The following is a 17,937-nucleotide window of genomic DNA, read 5'->3' on the forward strand; positions in this document are numbered from 1 at the left end:
CGGCGTCCCCTCTCCAAAAGGAGAGGGGCGCCCTGTGACCCAGCCTCTCCAACTCGGCCTGTCGGTCGCCATCGTTGCGGTGACCGGCGGGACGCCGCGCGTCGTGACGGTGCGCAGCGGCTTTTCCGTGCCGGAAGACCACCGGCGCGGCGACGAGCCGTTGCCGCATCGCGACGCGCTGCCCGGCGCACCGTTCGAGCCCAACCGCTTCCGCACCCTACAGGACGGCGTGCGCGCGGTGGCGGAAGGACTGTCGGGGCTGGCGCTGCGCTATGTCGAGCAGCTCTATACCTTCGGTGACCGCTACCGCGATCCGCATGAGCTGTTCGGCGGCCCGCGCTCCGTCGTGGTCGGCTATCTGGCCCTGGTCCGCGACGGCCCGCTGGGCGGCGAGGCCTCGGCCGAATGGCGCGACCTCTACGATCATTTCCCGTGGGAGGATTGGCGCGACCAGCGGCCGCCGCTGCTGGACTCCGTGATCTGCCCGGCGCTCGGCGGCTGGATCGCCTCGGCGCCCGACGAAGGCACCCGACTGCGCAGGGCCGAGCGTGCCCAGATGGCGTTCGGCCTGGAGGGTGCCGACTGGGACATGGAGCGCGTGCTGGAGCGGTTCGAACTGCTCTACGAGGCCGGGCTGGTGGTGGAGGCCTTCCGTGACCGTGACCTCGCCGCACGGGTCGACCCGTCGGTGCGGGCCGGTGGGCCGATGCCGCGGGCGCTCGGCCGGCCGATGGCGCGCGACGGCCGGCGCATCCTGGCAACCGCGCTGGAGCGGCTGCGCGGCAAGCTGCGCTACCGCCCCATCGTCTTCGAACTGCTGCCGCCGACCTTCACCCTGCATCAACTGCAGCTGGTGGTGGAGGCGCTGTCCGGCGAGCGGGTGCACAAGCAGAATTTCCGCCGCCTGATGATCTCCGGCGGCTTCGTCGAGCCCACCGGCCAGTATGAAAGCCAGACCGGCGGCCGGCCCGCCGAGTTGTACCGCTTCCGCCGCCAAGCCATCCACGAACGCACCAGCGCCGGTGCCATCCCATCCGCGGACGGATAAGGGTAAAATCCATCGGAAACTTCGACGCGCGGCATTGGGCGCAGTTGTCAACGGGCGGCTGCAAGCGGATACTGGTGGAACGGTTTTAAACCCGGACTGTCCATAGCCGGAAAATCCAAGAAGGCCGATGTCGCACCGCATCCTGATCGCCGACGACCACCCGCTGATGCGCACTGCATTGACCCAGACCATCGGTCAGGCGATTCCCGGCGCCGTGATTCTGGAGGCGTCGCGGTTCGACCACATCAAGCCGCTTCTCGATACCGGGGAGCCGCCGGACATCATCCTGCTGGACCTGCACATGCCGGGGATGAGCGGACTGATCGGGCTGATGATGCTGCGCTCCGAACATCCGGCGATTCCGGTGATCGTGGTGTCGGCGTCGGAGGATCCGGTGACGATCCAGCGCTCCATCGACTATGGTGCCTCCGGCTTCGTCCCGAAATCCGCCCCCAACACCCAGATCGTCGAAGCGATCCATTCGGTGCTGGACGGCGAATTGTGGCTGCCGGAGATCAATGGCGGCCCCGAAACCGACGCCCCCGACCCCGCCCAACGCGCCGCCACCCTGACCCCCCAGCAACTCCGCGTCCTCGCCGGCATCGCCGAAGGCAAGCTGAACAAGCAGATCGCCTACGAGATGAACGTCGCCGAGACGACGGTGAAGGCCCACGTCACCACGATCCTGCGCAAGCTGGGCGTGCTGACCCGCACCCAGGCCGCAGTGCTGGCGAGCCAGCTTGCGCTGTCCGCGGCACCGCCGCCGCCGGTGGAGTAAATCTCCCTCGAAGAGGGGGAGGGTTGGGGAGAGGGCTCGGCGCGTCAATCGCTCGCCATCCGCTGCCCCTCCGCCAGCAACTGCCCCAGCAGCGCCCGCAACGCACCCGGACGCACCGGTTTGTAGAGCAGCCGGCAGCCCGCGGCTTCGATGTCCTCGCGCACGGCGGCGTCGCGGTCGGCGGTGACGACAGCCGCGGGGATGTCGCTGCCCAGCCGGGCGCGCAATGTCCGCAGGGCCTCCACGCCGGTCAGGCTGCGGTCGAGGTGGTAGTCGGTCAGGATCACGTCGGGCGTGCGGCCCTCCAGCTTCTCCAGGGCAAGGTCCGGGGCGACCGCGGTGACGACGCGGCAGGACCAACTGGACAGCAGATCCTCGGTGGCGCGGGCGATGGCGGGCTCGTTTTCCAGGCAGAGCACCAGCACGCCGCGCAGGTCGCGGCCGCGCGGGCGGACCACCACGGCGCGGGCGGCGACCGGCTCATCGGTCAGCGGCACCAGCACGGAGAAGGCGCTGCCTCGCCCGACCTTGGAGCGCACCTGGACCGTATGGCCGAGGATGCCGGCCAGACGCTCGACGATGGCGAGGCCGAGGCCCAGCCCCTTGCCGCGGTCGTCGCCGTCATTGTCCAACTGCCGGAACTCCATGAAGATTTCCGGCACCTTGTGTTCGGGGATGCCCGGCCCGGTGTCCCACACCTCGATCGACAGGAAATTCCCCCGCCGGCGACAGCCCAGCAGGATGCGGCCGGTGCGGGTGTAGCGCACCGCGTTGGCGAGGTAGTTCTGCAGAATGCGCCGCAGCAGCGTCGGGTCGCTGCGCACCGTGGCCGAACAGTCGACCACGCGCAGCCCCAGCCCGTGACGGCTGGCCAGCACGGTGAACTCCTCGCCCAGCGGCTTCAGCAACTCTTCGATGCGCATCGGCACCGGGTTCGGCTTCACCACGCCGCTGTCGATCTTGGAAACGTCCAGCAAATCGCCCAGAATCTGCTCCACCGACCGCAGCGAGGCGTCGATCTGGCGAATGGCGCTGTCGCCGTTGCGTTCCGACAGGGCCGACAGGAACAGCCGGGCGGCGTGCAGCGGCTGTAGCAGATCGTGGCTGGCGGCGGCCAGGAAGCGGGTCTTGCCGCGGTTGGCGCGCTCAGCCTCGGCCTTGGCTTCCGACAGGGCGTGTGTGCGCTCCTCGATCCGTCGTTCCAGCGATTCGTTGGCTTCGCGAAGCGCGGCGGCGGCGCGGTGGCGCTCCGTGACGTCGGTATAGACGGCGACGAAGCCGCCGCCCCGTGGCTTTGAACTGGGCATCGGGTTGGTGGCGATCTCCAGCACCGTCCCGTCGGGCCGCACCCGTTCATAGACGTCGGGCTTGTTGCGGCGGCGCGGGTCGGAACGCCGCTCCAGCAGGGTCTCGATCTCGCCATTCCGGCCATATTCGCCGCGCCGCGCGATCAGCCCGACGATGTCCTGCAGCGAGGTGCCGACCTGGACGAAGCCGTCCGGCAGATCCAGCAGGACCAGGAACTGGTTGTTCCAGGTGGCGACGCGCCAGTCCTCGTCGAACACCGCGATGCCCTGAGGCACATTCTCGACCGTGGCGCGCAACAGCTCGTGCTGCTTCAGGATGGCGCGCGACGCCTCGTCGATGATGGAGCGCGCGTCGGTGCGCGACAGCCGGCGGTCCGACAGCAGCCCGGCCACCACAACGCGGGCCGACGCCGAACCGACCGCACCGGCCAAGAGCCGTTCGGTCAGCTGGATCGCCTCCCCGTCGGTGCGTGTCAGCAACGCGGTGCGCAGATCTCCCTCCGCCACCCCGGTGAACCGGCGGAAGGCGGCGTCGGCGCGCGGCTGCCCGACATAGCGTAACGCCAGATCGTGCAGGTCGGCCAGCGTGGCGCCGCGCGGCCCGTGCGGCTCGCCGTCGGAGGCGCGGCGCAGGCTCATGAAACGGGCGGCCTGCTGGCGCTCCAGCGTCGACGGGCGGGTCAGCAGCGACATCACGACGAACAGCAGGATGTTCGGACCCAGGCTCCACAGGGCGGCGTTGGTCAGTGGGTCGATGCCGGCGATGCCGGCCAGCGCCACCGGGCTTAGGCCGGTCAAGCCGAACGGACCCTCGCGCAGCGCGCTGGAGGCCAGCCAGCCGGCATCGGCGAAGGACGGCAGCAGCATGGTGTAGGCCCAGCCCAGGAAGCCGGCGCAGATGCCGGCGAAGGCGCCGCTGCGGCTGGCCCGGCTCCAGATCAGGCCACCCAGCAGGGCGGGGGCGAACTGCGCCACCGCGGTGAAGCTCATCATGCCGATGGTCGCCAGCGGAAAGGCGGGGCCGATCAGCCGGTAGCAGCCATAGGACAGCAGAACCAGCACGATCACCGCCGACCGGCGCACCAGCAGCAGGATCCCCGCCGGATCGTCGCGCAGCCGCCGGTCGTCCGGGCGCAGCGCCATCAGCAGCGGAACGGCGATGTCGTTGCAGATCATGGTGCTGAGCGCCACCATCTCCACCAGGATCATGCTGGTGGCGGCGGAAAGCCCGCCGATGAAGGCCGCCAGCGCCAGCCACGGCCGGCCCTGGCTCAGCGGGATGGACACCATGAAGGTGTCGGCGTTGGTCGTGCCGTCGGGAAGCAGCATCAGCCCGGCCAGCGCCACCGGCAGGACGAACAGGTTGATGGCGACCAGATAGGCGGGGAACAGCTTGGCCGAAGACCGCACGTCGCCGGCATGGGTGTTCTCCACCACCGCGACGTGGAACTGGCGCGGCAGGCACAGGATCGCCAGCCCGGACAGCAGGCAGGCCACCCACCAGTCGGTGCCGATGCTGTCCAGCCTGATCAGTTCGAGGAATCCGGGATTGCGGACGGCGGCGTCGATGAAGGTGGCGGGGTCGCCGAAGACGGAAAAGGCGATGGCGCCGCCCACCCCCAGCGCCGCGGCCAGCTTCACCACCGATTCGGCGGCGATGGCCATCATCAGCCCGCGGTGATGTTCGTTGGCCGACACGCTGCGTACGCCGAACAGGATGGCGAAGGCCGCCATCAGCAGCGCCGCCATCAGCGCCGTCCCGCCTGGCATCTGGCTGAGGTCGGTGCCCAGCGAGGCCCCGGCCAGGATTTCGAAGCTGACGCTGATCGCCTTCAACTGCAGGGCGATGTAGGGCAGAAGCCCGATCACGGCGGCGATGGTGACCAGCGCCGCCAGACTGCGGCTCTTGCCGTAGCGGGCGGACAGGAAGTCGGAGATGGAGACGACGTTCTCCGACTTCGCCACCCGGACGATGCGGGCCAGAATCGGCCAGCCCAGCCCGATCATCAGGATCGGCCCGATATAGATCGGCAGGAAATAGAACCCCCCCGTCGCCGCCCGCCCGACCGCGCCATAGAAGGTCCAGGAGGTGCAATAGACGCCGAAGCTCAGCGCATAGAGCCAGGGCGTGCGCCGGTCGCTGCCATGATTGCCGGTGCGGTCGCCGTACCACGCGATGGCGAACAGCGACAACAGATAGGCCAGCGATGCGGCCAGGATGAACCAGCTTTCCATGGGGCTTTGCGCATCCCGTTCTTGATTTTCACTCCCTGCGGGAGACAGCTTATCACAAGGCGCGCATGTGCGCCGCGCCCGCATTCGCCACCCACCTTCGGCCGCACGCATAAGGCGGATACCGGCCTTGGACGGGGGCAAAGGTAGCCGCCCGACCGCGCCTCCGGCGAACGTGGCACTCTTCCGATCAGTCGTTGTTCTTCCTGCGGGGCTGCAAAGCCTTTGGTCGAAAACGCAAGGGTAAGGAGAGTCCGAATGGTAGCGGTCAGCGCCGGGTCCCAGACCAGCATCAACACCGACGAACTCGGGGTGACGGGTATCCGGGGCGGCACGGTCACCGTGGCCACGCCCAGCCAGCTCGTCATCAGCTATCCGGACGGCCGGTCCACCGACTTCCGCGGCAATTTCACCTATGACGCGGCCAGCCAGACCCTGACCGGCGGCACCATCGCGAGCGTCACCAACGCCACGAACGGCGTTCCCGACCTGTCGGTGTCGCAGTTGAACCTGCCGGTCGCGACCGCACTGGGTTGGGCTGCGGCCGGTACCGACGCGGAGGCGATCCGTGATGCCCTGCTGAGCGGCAACGACAGCCTGACCGGGTCGGACTTCAACGACACGATGCGCGGCTATGCCGGCGACGACACCATCAACGGCGGCCGGGGCGACGACCTGCTGGATGGCGGCAAGGGCGTGAATATCATCGACGGCAGCGACGGCATCGACACGGTGGTCCGCCACGCCTCGCGGGCCGACAGTGGCGCCGTCAAGCACGATGGCGAGATCTATGTGATCGACGCCAACGGCTATGACCGGCTGACCAATGTCGAGTTCATCCAGTACGCCGACCAGACGGTTGCCGGCGCCACCGCCCCGGTGTTCGACGGCCTGTCCTATCTCGCCGCCAACACCGACCTCGCCGCGGCCTACGGCACGGACTCCGATGCCGCCTTCGACCATTACCGGTCCTTCGGGTGGAGCGAGGGGCGCACCCTGACCTTCAACGCCGCGGGTTATCTCGCCGACAATCCGGACATCTTTGCCGCCTTCGGCACCGACACCAGCGCGGCGACCCGTCACTATATCGAAATGGGACGGCTGGAAGGCCGCCAGACCGATTTCAATTCCATGAGCTATCTTGCCGCCAACCCGGACCTGATCGCCGCCTTCGGCGCGGACACGACCGCGGCGGCGCTCCATTATGCCCAGTTCGGCCGCAACGAGGGCCGGAACCTGGAGTTCGACGCCTCGTCCTATCTGGCGCGCTATCCGGATCTGCAGGCCGCCTTCGGCACCGATCTGCAGGCCGCGACCAACCATTACGTCCAGTTCGGCTACCAGGAAGGCCGCGACGCCTCGCCGCTCGCCACCGGCACCGCCTTTGCCGCGGCCGACGCCACGCAGCCGCAAGCGGCGTTGTCGATTGCCTGACGGTGGTGCCTGACGGAACCAGGACGGAAAATGGGCGGAGGGAAATCCCCTCCGCCCATTTCCTTTGCGGGACCATCGCCGGTTCAGGCGAAGGCCGGTGGCGTCAATCGTGCTGATAGATGTCCACGTCCTTGGTCTCGCGGACGAACAGCAGGCCGATCACCAGGGTCGCGGCGGCGATGATGATCGGGTACCACAGCCCGGAATAGATGTCGCCGGTGGCCGCCACGATGGCGAAGGAGGTGGTCGGCAGGAAGCCGCCGAACCAGCCGTTGCCGATGTGGTAGGGCAGCGACATCGAGGTGTAGCGGATGCGGGTCGGGAACATCTCCACCAGCATGGCGGCGATCGGGCCGTAAACCATGGTCACATAGAGGACCAGCACCGTCAGCAGGGCGACGACCATCACCGTGTCGATGCGGGCCGGGTCGGCCTTCGGCGGGTAGTTGGCGGCCTTCAGCGCGTCGCCCAGCCCCTTGTCGAAGGCGGCGCCCGCCGCCTTGGCGTCGGCCGGGGTGGCGGCGGTGGCCGGACCGTGGCTCAGCGACACGGTGGTGTTGGCCTGCGGCAGGGCGGAATAGCCGGGGATGACCGTGCTGCCGACCTTGATCGAGGCGACGGTGCCGGCCGGCCCCGCTTCGTTGGTGTAGGGGATGCCGCGTTTCACCAGGGCGCTCTTGGCGATGTCGCAGGAGCTGGTGAACTGGCTGGTGCCGACCGGGTTGAACTGGAACGAGCATTCGTTCGGATCGGCGACGACGACGACCGGGGCGGTCGCGATGGCTTCCTCAAGCGCCGGGTTGGCGTAGTGGGTGATGCCCTTGAACAGTGGGAAATAGGTCAGGCAGGCCAGCAGCAGTCCCGCCATGATGATCGGCTTGCGGCCGATCCTGTCGGCAAGCGAACCGAAGATCACGAAGAAGGGCGTGCCGATCAGCAGCGCCGCCGCGATCATCAGGTTGGCCGCCTGGGCATCGACCTTCAGCGTCTGGGTCAGGAAGAACAGGGCATAGAACTGGCCAGTGTACCAGACCACCGCCTGACCGGCGACGAGGCCGAACAGGGCGAGCAGCACGATCTTCAGGTTCTTCCACCGGCCGAAGGATTCGGTCAGCGGCGCGGTCGAATGCTTGCCCTCCTCCTTCATCTTCTTGAAGGCGGGCGATTCGTTCAGCATCAGCCGGATCCACACCGAGATGCCGAGCAGCACGATGGAGATCAGGAACGGGATGCGCCAGCCCCAGGCGTTGAAATCCTCCGGCGACATCGACACGCGGCAGCCCAGGATGACCAGCAGCGACAGGAACAGGCCGAGCGTCGCGGTGGTCTGGATCCAGGAGGTGTAGTTGCCACGGCGCCCATGCGGCGCATGTTCGGCGACATAGGTGGCGGCACCGCCATATTCACCACCGAGAGCCAGCCCCTGCAGCAGGCGCAGCCCGATCAGGATGATCGGCGCGGCGATGCCGATCGAGGCATAGTTGGGCAGGATGCCGACGATGAAGGTCGACAGGCCCATGATGAGGATGGTGACCAGGAAGGTGTATTTGCGGCCGATCATGTCGCCGAGACGGCCGAAGACCAGGGCACCGAAGGGCCGGACCGCGAAGCCGGCGGCGAACGCCATCAGGGCGAAGATGAAGGCCGCGGTCGGGTTCACGCCCGAAAAGAACTGCGCGGCGATGACCGCGCTGAGCGATCCGTAGAGGTAGAAGTCGTACCACTCGAAAACGGTCCCGAGCGAGGACGCGAAGATGACTTTCTTCTCCTCGCCCGTCATCGGTCGGACGGCATCAGCCGTCGAAGCCGCATAGGCCATGGTCTTCACCCTCCCAAGTGAATAAGCCAGGACTGTGGTAGGTTTTTGGTGAGCGGCACATCGCGGTCATGCCGTTGAATGACCGAGCCCGCTTCTTGGTCGTTGTACGGATAGTTGCGTGCACAAACTATCAGCGTCACCCCCGACCATGGTCGGGGGGCAACGGGGCGCGGTATTGGGTTACGCTGTCCTATTGTGCGAATTCGGCCGCTTGCCGGAACAGCCCTTACTGGAAAACCGGGGCATAGAGCAGCCCGCCCTGCGTCCAGGGCCTGTTCACGCCGCGGTCCAGCTTGAAGGGGGAGCGGCTGCCGAGATTGCGGTCGAAGATCTCGCCGTAATTCCCGACCTGCACCACCGCTTGATAGGCCCAGTCCGGACGCAGGCCCGCCTTGGCCGCCACGTCCGGCATGCCGGACAGCAGGCGCCGCATCTCGCTGCTGCCGGTGATGCGCTGGAAATTGGCGTTGGCGCCGGTGACGCCGGCATCGTCGGTCAGGAACAGCGCGAACATGACCCAACGCACCGCCGCCATCCACATGCGGTCGCTGTTCGGCGTCAGTGGGGCCAGCGGCTCGCGGGCGGCAACGGAAGAGGCGACGGGGGTGTCGGCGATTTCCAGCGCGTCCTGCGGCGCGTCCAACATATTCAGCGCCGTGGTCAGCAATGCCCGGTCGGCGCTGACCGCCGCGCAGTCCCGGCTGAGGAAGGCCTCCAGCGTGTCGGGCCAGCCGGGGAAGCTGCGCAGCTTCCAGGGTCGCTTGCCGCCGGCGATCAGGGACTCCAGCTCGGCCTGGGTGGTGGTGCCGGCCGGCACGCAGACCGTCAGCTCGCCGTCCAGCGCCGACCGGCCGTCGGGCAGCCGCCATGCGGCGATCCCCTGCACGTCGTAGAAGATCGGCGGTCCGAAATCGACGGCATAGGTGGCGTCGCGCGTCAGGGTCCAAGACGTCTGGGCGAAGGAGACGTCGACCTCGCCGGTGGCGACCGCGGCGAACTCCTGCAGCTTCGACAGCCGGCGGATCTCGATGGCGTCGGCCTTGCCCAGCACCGCGGCGGCCAGCGCCCGGCACAGATCGACCATGAAGCCGACCGGACGGCCACCGTCGTCGTTGGCGGCGAAACCGGGGTTGAAGGACACCCCGCAGCGCACGACCCCACGCCGCTCGATCTCCGCCAGCACCGGCCGGTCGCCGTTGCGTGCGGCTGAGTCAGGCTGCGCTGCGGCGATGCCGGTGAAGATCTGCAGCGCCAGCAGCAGGCCGAACGCGACGGCAACAGGCTTCGACCCCATCCTTCTCCCCTTATCCCACGGCCGGGCTATGATACGCTGCGATCGTTCTCGCGCAAACGATGCGGGACCGGATAAGCAGGGACAGGAATGGCGGACGGCAGCGGGTCGGGGTCTGACGGTTCTGAACCGGACAGGGCCGGGATGGTCAGGATCGGCGTCGGGGCGCGGCTGTTCGGCGCGCTCGCCTTCAACGGGCTGGTCGCCTTCCTGATTGGGCTTGGCGCCTACATCGCCTTCGACGGGCTGCATGCCGGCATCACCAAGGTCACGTCGGAACAGTTTCCCGCCGTCGTCGCCTCCGCCAAGCTGGAGCGCCAGCACCAGCGGATCATGCGGACCCTGGAACAATTGGCCCTGTCCGAAGAGAATTTCGGACGCGAAACGATCAAGCAGGGGCTGGCCGACCAGTTGGACGGCTATGATCGCCTGCTGGCCGAGTTGGATTCGGCCGACGGCCGGCAGGTCCAGCGGATTGCCGGGCTGAAGCTGCAGCGCGACGAGATTCTGCGGCTGCGTGACGCCATCGACCGCGGCGTCGCCGCCCGCATCACCGCGCGCCGCGCCCTGGCCGACCGCACCCGCGACGTGCGGCGGATGGCCGACGCCCTGGCCGAACCGGCGTTGCGCGAGGTGGAGGATGCCGGCGTGCAGCGCTGGCTGGCGATGGCGGAACGGCTGCTGTTCCTGATCGCCTCGGTCCATCAGGCGGAGAACAGCTTCGCGCTTGCCCGGCTGGCCGACAGCGCCGCGGCGCAATTGGCAACGCTGGACGGCTCGGTTCCGGCGGGGGACGTGTCGGACCGGCTTGCCCGGCTGGCCGAGGGCATGCGGTCGGTGGTGGAAGGCGACCGCTCCGTCTTCCGCCAACGGCAGGCGGAATTGCAGGCGTCGGAGATGCTGAACGGGTTGGTCGACCGCGCCAATCAGGTGTCGCTGGTCAACACTGGCCTCAACACCGGCATCTTCGTGGAACAGACCAAGGCGGCGGAGGAAAGCCGCCAGCAGGTGATCGAGGTCTCCACCACCTACACCCGCCTGTTCTTCGCCTCGGTCGGCGTCGTCGTGCTGGGGATGGTGCTGTCGGTTCTGTATGTGCGGCGCAAGGTGCTGGCCCGGCTGTGGGCGGTCAGCGAGGCGATTCGCGACCGCACCGGCGGCGGCCGGGCCGAGGTGCCGGTGACCGGCGCCGACGAGATCGGCCAGCTTGCCCGCGCGCTGCGCTTCTACATCCAGGAGACGGAGGATAAGAGCGCGGCGCTCCGCCGCAACGAGCAATGGTTGCGCACGGTGCTGGAGGCGGCTCCCGTCCCGCTGGTGATCTCCGGCCGCGCCGACGGCCAGATCCGCTTCGTCAACCGCCGCGCCGCCGACCTGTTCGAAGTGGACGAGGCCGGCGAGTTGCTCGGCCGCCCCGCCGCCAGCGTCTGGTACGTCCCGCAGGTGCGCGACGAGTTCGTCCGCGACGTCTTCACCAGCGGCATCGCGCTCGATGTGGAGACGGAACTGGTGACCCAGTCCGGTCGCCGGTTGTGGGGCCTGCTGTCCGGCATCGCCTTCGAATTCCAGGGCGAGGAGGTGCTGCTCAGTTCGGTCGTCGACATCACCCGCCGCCGCGAGGCGGAGGAGCTGTTGCGCCGGACCCAGGCCTTCCTGGATGCGGTGATCGACAATGTGCCGAGCGTTCTCTACGTGCTGGACGGCGACAGCGGCCGCGTCGTCCTGTGGAACCGGGCGGCGGAGGATTGTTTCGGCACCCGCCGCGCCGACATCGAGAACCGCACGTTGGCCGAGGTTCTGGGGCCGGAAACCGGCCGGGCGCTTGCCGGCGGCGATCCCGGTTCGATGCGCTCGCTGGGGGTGGAGGAGCTGGTGCTTCCCCGCAACGGCGAGAACACCGTCTTCGCCCTGCAGCGCCATCCCTTCGAATGGTCCGGCGACGGGCGCTGCCGAATCATCTGCGTCGCCAACGACATCACCGCGTCACGACGGGCGCGCGAGGAGTTGCGGCAGGCCAAGGAGCGGGCGGAGCGCGCCGACGCCGCCAAGACCGAATTCCTCGCCACCGTCAGCCACGAGATGCGTACACCGCTGAACGGCATCCTCGGCCTGTGCCGGCTGCTGCTGACCGGGCAGTTGCATGCCGGGGAGCGGCGCTATGCCATGTCGATCATGCGCTGCGGCCATGGGCTGCTCGATCAGGTCAACGACATCCTGGACCTGCGCAAGATCGAGGACGGCAAACTGGACCTCGACCCCGCTCCCTGCGCCCTGCTGCCGGTGCTGGAGGAGGTCGTTGCGACGGTGGAAGGATTGGCGAACGAGAAGGGGATCGACCTAGACCTCGACATCGCGCCGGAGGTGCCGGAGCTGGTGGTGGTCGACCGCCAGCGGCTGCGTCAGATTCTGGTGAACCTCGTCGGCAATGCCGTGAAGTTCACCGAGCGCGGTGGGGTGGACCTGCGCGTCGATATCGAACCGGGGCCGGAACGTTCCGGTTCCGGAGAGATGCTGCGTCTGGCCGTGCGCGACACCGGCATCGGCATTCCGGCGGACCGTCGCGCCGCCATCTTCGAAAAACTGGAGCAGGCCGATCCCACCATCGCCCGCCGCTTCGGCGGCAGCGGCCTGGGGCTCGCCATCGTCCGCCACCTGCTGGACGCCATGCAGGGCAGCATCCGCGTCGACAGCGCCGAGGGGCTGGGCAGCGTCTTCACCGTCACCATCCCCTTGCAGCGGGTGATCGAGCCGGCGCTCCCCGCCCGGCCCGGACGGCTGTTGCCGATCAGCCGGGTGCGCTCGCTGGCCCTGCTGCTGGTGGAGGACGACGCGATCAACCGCGAGGTGGCGCTGGGCCTGCTGTCCGACGCCGGCCACCGCATCACCGTCGCGGAGACGGGGGAAAAGGCGCTGGAACTGGCGACGCGGCGGCGTTTCGATGCCATCCTGCTGGACATCCGCCTGCCCGACATCGACGGGCCGGAGGTGGCGCGCCGCATCCGCGCGCTTGAGGACGCCGACCGCGCGGCGGTGCCAATCGTGGCGGTGACCGCCAACGTCTTCGCCGCCGACCGTGCCCGCTACATCGCCTCCGGCATTGATGCGGTGATCGAGAAGCCGATCTTCCCGGAACGCCTGATGCACCTGCTGTCGAACGCCGTCGCCGCGCGATCCGATGAGGACGAGGAGACGGGTGCCGGAACGGTGCCGTTCGAGCCGTCCGCCCGTCCGCCGGTGGTGGAGGACGATGTGAACGAGGAAATTCTGGAGCGTTACATCCGCTCCCTCGGTCCGGCACGCTTTGCCACCATCCGCGGCCTGCTGCTGGAATCGGCGCAGGACGGTCTGCCCCGCCTGAGCGCCGCCGACAGCTCCGACGACGAGATCGAGGACATCGCCCACCGGCTTGCCGGCGCCGCCAGCCATTTCGGCCTGACCGGCTTCGTCGGCCTGATGCGCGCGGTTGAGGACGGCATGCGCGAAGGCCGCCGGGCCGAGGCGCAGGAGTTGGCCGCCACCGCGGAGTCGGCGTTCAGCCGCGGTCTCGCGGCGATGGACGCGGTGCGTGGTGTGCTGGAGGGGGTTTGAGGCGGGAGTTTGACGTCCCGCCCCAAACCAACCTGCTCACGCCCCCTTGGCGGCGCGGTAGGCTTCCATCAGCTGGCGGCCGGCGGCGAGGATGCCTTCGCGGTCGCCCTTCTTGACCAGGGTTTCGTCGACCAGCTTGCCGCCGGCGCCGACGCAGGCCACGCCGGCCGCGACATAGGACGCCACGGTGGTGGCATCGATGCCGCCGGTGGGGACGAAGCGGACGCCGGGGAAGACCGACTTCAGCGCCTTGATGTGCGCCGGGCCGACGGTGGAGGCCGGGAAGATCTTGATGGCGTCGGCGCCCGCGGAAATCGCGGCATGCACCTCGGTCGGGGTCAGGGCGCCCATCAGGCAGGCCACGCCATGGTCGCGGCAGGCGGCGGCCACCTTCGGCACGACGCAGGGCGACACCACATACTTGGCGCCGGCCTTCACCACCTCGGCGACGGCGGCCGGGGTCAGGACGGTGCCGGCGCCGATCAGGGCGCCGCCCTCGGCCGACAGCTCCTCGATCAGGCCGACGGCACCGGGGGTGGTCATGGTGATCTCGAAGGTGCCGTAACCGGCCTCGCGCAGCCAGGTGACGGCGGTGCGCGCCAGATCGGCGGAGCTGTTGCGGATGACCGGAACGACGCCATAGGCGACGAGCTGGTCCAGGATTTCAACAGGGCTCTGTGTGGTCGACATCAGGATTCCTCGGATTTCTTCTGGATGATTGGGGATGCGGGGTTTGAAAGGGAAGCCGGCCGCTCCGGTACGCGGTGGTGCCCGGCCAGGACCGCCTTGATGCGGGCCAGACGGCGGTCGAGGCCCGGCGGAGCCTGCAGCCCGACGGCGACCGTCAGCACGTCGATCAGCGCCAGCTGCGCCAGCCGCGACGCCATCGGGGTGTGAACGGCGGTGTCCTCGTCGACGTCGACGGTCAGGCGGATGTCGGCACGTTCGGCCAGCGGAGTCGCCGACGCGGTGATGGCGATCACCGTGGCGCCGCCGTCGCGGGCAATGGCGGCGACATCGAAGATCTCGTCGCTGGTACCGGTCTTTGAAATCGCCAGCAGGGCGTCGCCGGGGCCGAGCGTTGCCGCCGCCATCGCCTGAAGATGGGCATCGGTGCTGGCGGTGACCTGCGGCAGCAGGCGGAACAGCTTGTGATGGGCATCCAGCGCCACCGCGCCCGACGCGCCGACGCCGACGATCTGCACCCGCCGCGCCCGCGCCAGCACCCCGGCCGCCTTTTCCAGCGCCATGCTGTCGAGCCGGCCGCGCAGGCGGACCAGCGCGTCGATGGAGCGGTTCAGCACCTTTTCCGCCGCACTGGCGACGCTGTCTCCGGGGGTGAGGTCGCGCACCAGCGGGGTCGGGCGGTCGCCGACCTCCTCCCGCACGGCGGAGGCCGCCAGATGCTGGGCCAACGAGATCTTGAATTCCTGAAAGCCGCCGAAGCCGGCGGAACGGCAGAAGCGCAGGACCGACGGCTCGCTGACCCCTGCCTTCCCGGCCAGCTGCGCCAGGCTGTCGCGGACCGCGGCCTCCGGGTCGGCCAGAACGGTGCGGGCCACCGCGGCTTCCGCGCGGCGCAGGCTGTCGAGGGACGAGGCGATGGTGTCCAGCATGGGAAAGGCCAGCGTGGCTGCCGAGAAACGAGTGTAGTTTTACTACAGACACGCCGCTTTGTCGACCCACCTGTGAAGCAACGCTACATTTCGTCCGCGTACCCCTTCACTTTCCGCCCCCTCGCCCGAGTGGATTTGGCGGGTGCCGAAGGGGGGGAGTGCCCGATGCAGGAGGTGATCCTGGCGTTACAAATGAAAAGCCCCTCTCCCGGGGGAGAGGGGCTTTTCGGGTGGGTCAGGCCGACCGCACCTGACTGAGGAAGCGGTCGATCTGCTGCTGGAGGTGACCGGTCTGGGTCGAGACCTCCTGGGCGACCGACAGGACCTCCTGCGCCGACTGGCCGGTCTGGCCGGCGGCGGTGCGGACCTGACCGATGTTCTGCGAGGCCTGGGCGGTGCCCCCCGCCGCCTGCTGGACGTTGCGGGCGATCTCCGAGGTGGCGGCGCCCTGCTCCTCCACCGCTGCGGCGATGCTGGCGGCGATGTCGTTCAGGCGGCCGATGGTCAGGCCGATGCTGCGGATGGCGTTCACCGCCTCGCCGGTCGCCTGCTGCATGGCGCCGATCTGGCCGGCGATCTGGTCGGTGGCCTTCGCCGTCTGGCTGGCCAACTGTTTGACCTCCTGCGCCACCACGGCGAAGCCCTTACCGGCCTCTCCCGCTCGCGCCGCCTCGATGGTGGCGTTCAGCGCCAGCAGGTTGGTCTGGCCGGCGATGTCGGAGATCAGGTCGAGCACGGCGCCGATGCGGCTGGCGGCCTCGTTCAGTTCACGCATGGTGCTGTCGGTGCGGTCGGCCTCGTTTGCCGCCTTGGCGGCGATGGTCGCCGATTCGGTCACCTGCCGGGCGATCTCGCTGATCGACTGCGACAGCTCATGCGCGGCCGACGCGGCGCCGTCGACGTTTACCGACGCGGTCTCCGCCGCCTCGGCGGCGCTGCCGGCCTGACGGGAGGTGTCGTCGGCGGTCGCCACCATGCCGGCGGCGGTCTGATGCATCTGGGTGGCGGCGGCGGACACCGTTTCCACCACAGTCTTCACGCCGTTCTCGAACTGGTCGGCCAGCGACAGCATGGTCTGGCGGCGTTCGCCGGCGGCCCGCTGGCGTTCGGCCTCGGCGGCGGCACGGGTTGTTTCCACCTCGCGCGCGGTGTCGCGGAAAACGAGCAGCGCCGCCCCCATCTCCGCGATCTCGTCATGGCCATGCAGCGCGATCTCGGCGTCCAGGTCGCCGGCGGCGATCCGGGCCATGCCGGCTTTGAGAGCCATCATCCGACGGATGACGATGCGGCCGATATAGAGCCAGACGACCAGAATCGACACCAGGATGCTGGCGACGGCGACGGCGATCTGCGTCAGCTGGCTGTTGTCCAGCATGCGGGTGGTGGCGCTGCTGGCCTCGGCGATGTTGTGCTTCTGGCCCTCGACCAGGGTGGCGATCCCCTTGGACAGGGTGGTGGTCAGGGCGTGGTTGCTCTCCAGCAGCTGGGTGAAATAGCCCTGGATCGCCAGTTCCTTTTGCCGGAGGGTGACCAGCGAGGTCTCGCCGATCGAATAATCCTTCAGCAGCTCCGCCTGCTTCGAGGCGACGGCGGCCAGCCGCTCCGGCAGCCCCTGGGCACCGTTGGACAGGCCGGCGAGCGACACGCCGACCCGCGTCTCGATGATCGCCAGCCGCTGGTCGTCGTTGGTCGTCGCCGCTTCCATCAGCATGTTGCGGATGTTGGCCGCCTCGTTCGTGACGACCATCAGCGGCTTCTTCTGAGTCGTGATCTTGGACAGTGCGGTCGCCGCTTCGCGCAGCGCGGCGGGAGCGGTGTCCGCCTCTCCCAGGGTGGATCGGGCCTGTTCCTCGTCATTGTTGAGGACTGAGGTCCACGGGGCGGCGAATTTCTGGATTTCCGCCTCGGCCGCCAACACCTTCGGCAGCATCGCCGTGCGCTCGGCGGCGAGCGCCACCCGTTCGGCCGCCGCCTGGTCGAGCTGCACGAGGTTGTTGAGCAGCCCCTGCGACGCCTGCTCGATGGCGGCGAGCTGGTCCCCGGCGGAGCCGGTGGCGCGCAGCCGGGACAGGCGCGTGTTGAATTCCTCTTTCGCCTCCGCGATGCGGGTGGAAACCGCTTCCCGCGCGGCGGCGTCGTCGGCGGAGGTCAGGGCCGGTGCCAGCGCCACCAGCCGTTCGGCCTGCTGCGCCACCGCCATGCCCTCGGTCATCGCCGGCACCGCTTCGCCGACGATGGCGTCGATGGTGGTGCGCACATTCGCATAGCCGATCAGCGCCACGGCGGCGGCGACCAGCGTGCCGGACAACACCACGCCGATGGCGATCATCAGCTTGGCGCGCAGCCCGGAATACCAGGCAACGCCTTTCGCGGGCGCGCCTTGGAGCATCATGCTCCGGCTATCGTTCGACATACCGTCCTCCCCCCTTGATGCTCTCGGGCACCAGCGCTCCACACGTCACTGCGGCCGGCCGTTCCGGCTCTCGCCGCATCACCGTTTCCTCCGTCCCCTCCCCGGGACGGCCATCGGCGAGGTCACGGGAAAGGAACAGTTGCAAATAATTTGACCGTTCCGTGACTAGGAAAGCGCCAAAATCGCTAAGAAAGAAATAAGGAGAATCCACGATTCTTCCGCGTTGCGTTGCCGATCATGCCGCATCGCAATGGATGGCCCGCCGCGTCACATGAGGATTTCACCGAAAAGGAGCACACTTTGCCGGACGCAAGTCGGAAGGGTGGCCTATGCCGCAGCAATTCACATCTGATTTAAGTGATATAACAGATTTACTCGCAACCGCCGGACGCAAGGGCGTCAGGTGGACGG

10 protein-coding genes are annotated in these 17,937 nt (G+C 68.5%); 4 read left to right on the forward strand and 6 right to left on the reverse strand.

Annotated elements, in window-relative coordinates; all coding sequences use genetic code 11:
• The first annotated feature begins 34 nt into the window (after positions 1-34).
• Both M5E06_RS33375 and M5E06_RS33380 read left to right on the forward strand, forming a co-directional pair.
• A complete protein-coding gene (locus tag M5E06_RS33375) occupies positions 35-1,048 on the forward strand; it encodes an NUDIX hydrolase (RefSeq protein ID WP_252141946.1) in 1,014 nt (337 codons plus the stop codon).
• A 127-nt stretch (positions 1,049-1,175) separates the two neighbouring features.
• Entirely contained in the window at positions 1,176-1,826 is a 651-nt protein-coding gene (locus M5E06_RS33380; protein ID WP_109151111.1) for a response regulator, read from the forward strand.
• A gap of 44 nt (positions 1,827-1,870) precedes the next feature.
• On the opposite strand, the gene M5E06_RS33385 is transcribed toward M5E06_RS33380, so the two are convergent.
• Complete coding sequence (locus tag M5E06_RS33385) at positions 1,871-5,368, reverse strand: hybrid sensor histidine kinase/response regulator (protein WP_252141947.1); 3,498 nt, start codon at positions 5,366-5,368, stop codon at positions 1,871-1,873.
• Between the two features lie 255 nt (positions 5,369-5,623).
• Between M5E06_RS33385 and M5E06_RS33390 the strand changes: the two genes are divergently transcribed.
• Complete coding sequence (locus M5E06_RS33390) at positions 5,624-6,799, forward strand: calcium-binding protein (protein ID WP_252141948.1); 1,176 nt, start codon at positions 5,624-5,626, stop codon at positions 6,797-6,799.
• Between the two features lie 103 nt (positions 6,800-6,902).
• On the opposite strand, the gene M5E06_RS33395 is transcribed toward M5E06_RS33390, so the two are convergent.
• The gene (locus tag M5E06_RS33395; protein WP_109151108.1) at positions 6,903-8,618 is read right to left on the reverse strand and encodes an MFS transporter; all 1,716 of its coding nucleotides are present in this window, start codon (positions 8,616-8,618) and stop codon (positions 6,903-6,905) included.
• A gap of 226 nt (positions 8,619-8,844) precedes the next feature.
• On the reverse strand, positions 8,845-9,912 hold the full coding sequence (locus tag M5E06_RS33400) for a transporter substrate-binding domain-containing protein (RefSeq protein WP_252141949.1): 1,068 nt from the start codon (positions 9,910-9,912) through the stop codon (positions 8,845-8,847).
• 141 nt (positions 9,913-10,053) lie between these two features.
• On the opposite strand from M5E06_RS33400, the gene M5E06_RS33405 reads away from it, so the two are divergent.
• The gene (locus M5E06_RS33405) at positions 10,054-13,497 is read left to right on the forward strand and encodes an ATP-binding protein (RefSeq protein ID WP_252141950.1); all 3,444 of its coding nucleotides are present in this window, start codon (positions 10,054-10,056) and stop codon (positions 13,495-13,497) included.
• Positions 13,498-13,533: 36 nt separating this feature from the next.
• Here the strand turns inward: M5E06_RS33405 and M5E06_RS33410 are convergent, their stop codons facing one another.
• The 3 genes from M5E06_RS33410 to M5E06_RS33420 all read right to left on the reverse strand — a co-directional run bounded on the left by M5E06_RS33410 (position 13,534) and on the right by M5E06_RS33420 (position 17,505).
• Positions 13,534-14,187: a bifunctional 4-hydroxy-2-oxoglutarate aldolase/2-dehydro-3-deoxy-phosphogluconate aldolase gene (locus M5E06_RS33410; RefSeq protein ID WP_252141951.1), complete on the reverse strand. Its 654-nt coding sequence runs from the start codon at positions 14,185-14,187 to the stop codon at positions 13,534-13,536.
• A complete protein-coding gene (locus tag M5E06_RS33415; RefSeq protein WP_252141952.1) occupies positions 14,187-15,113 on the reverse strand; it encodes a MurR/RpiR family transcriptional regulator in 927 nt (308 codons plus the stop codon). The genes M5E06_RS33410 and M5E06_RS33415 overlap by 1 nt, the downstream gene beginning before the upstream one ends.
• 235 nt (positions 15,114-15,348) lie before the next feature.
• Positions 15,349-17,505: a methyl-accepting chemotaxis protein gene (locus M5E06_RS33420; protein ID WP_252141953.1), complete on the reverse strand. Its 2,157-nt coding sequence runs from the start codon at positions 17,503-17,505 to the stop codon at positions 15,349-15,351.
• Between the last annotated feature and the right edge of the window lie 432 nt (positions 17,506-17,937).

The organism is Azospirillum sp. A1-3, assembly GCF_023806445.1.
Taxonomy (GTDB): Bacteria; Pseudomonadota; Alphaproteobacteria; order Azospirillales; family Azospirillaceae; genus Azospirillum.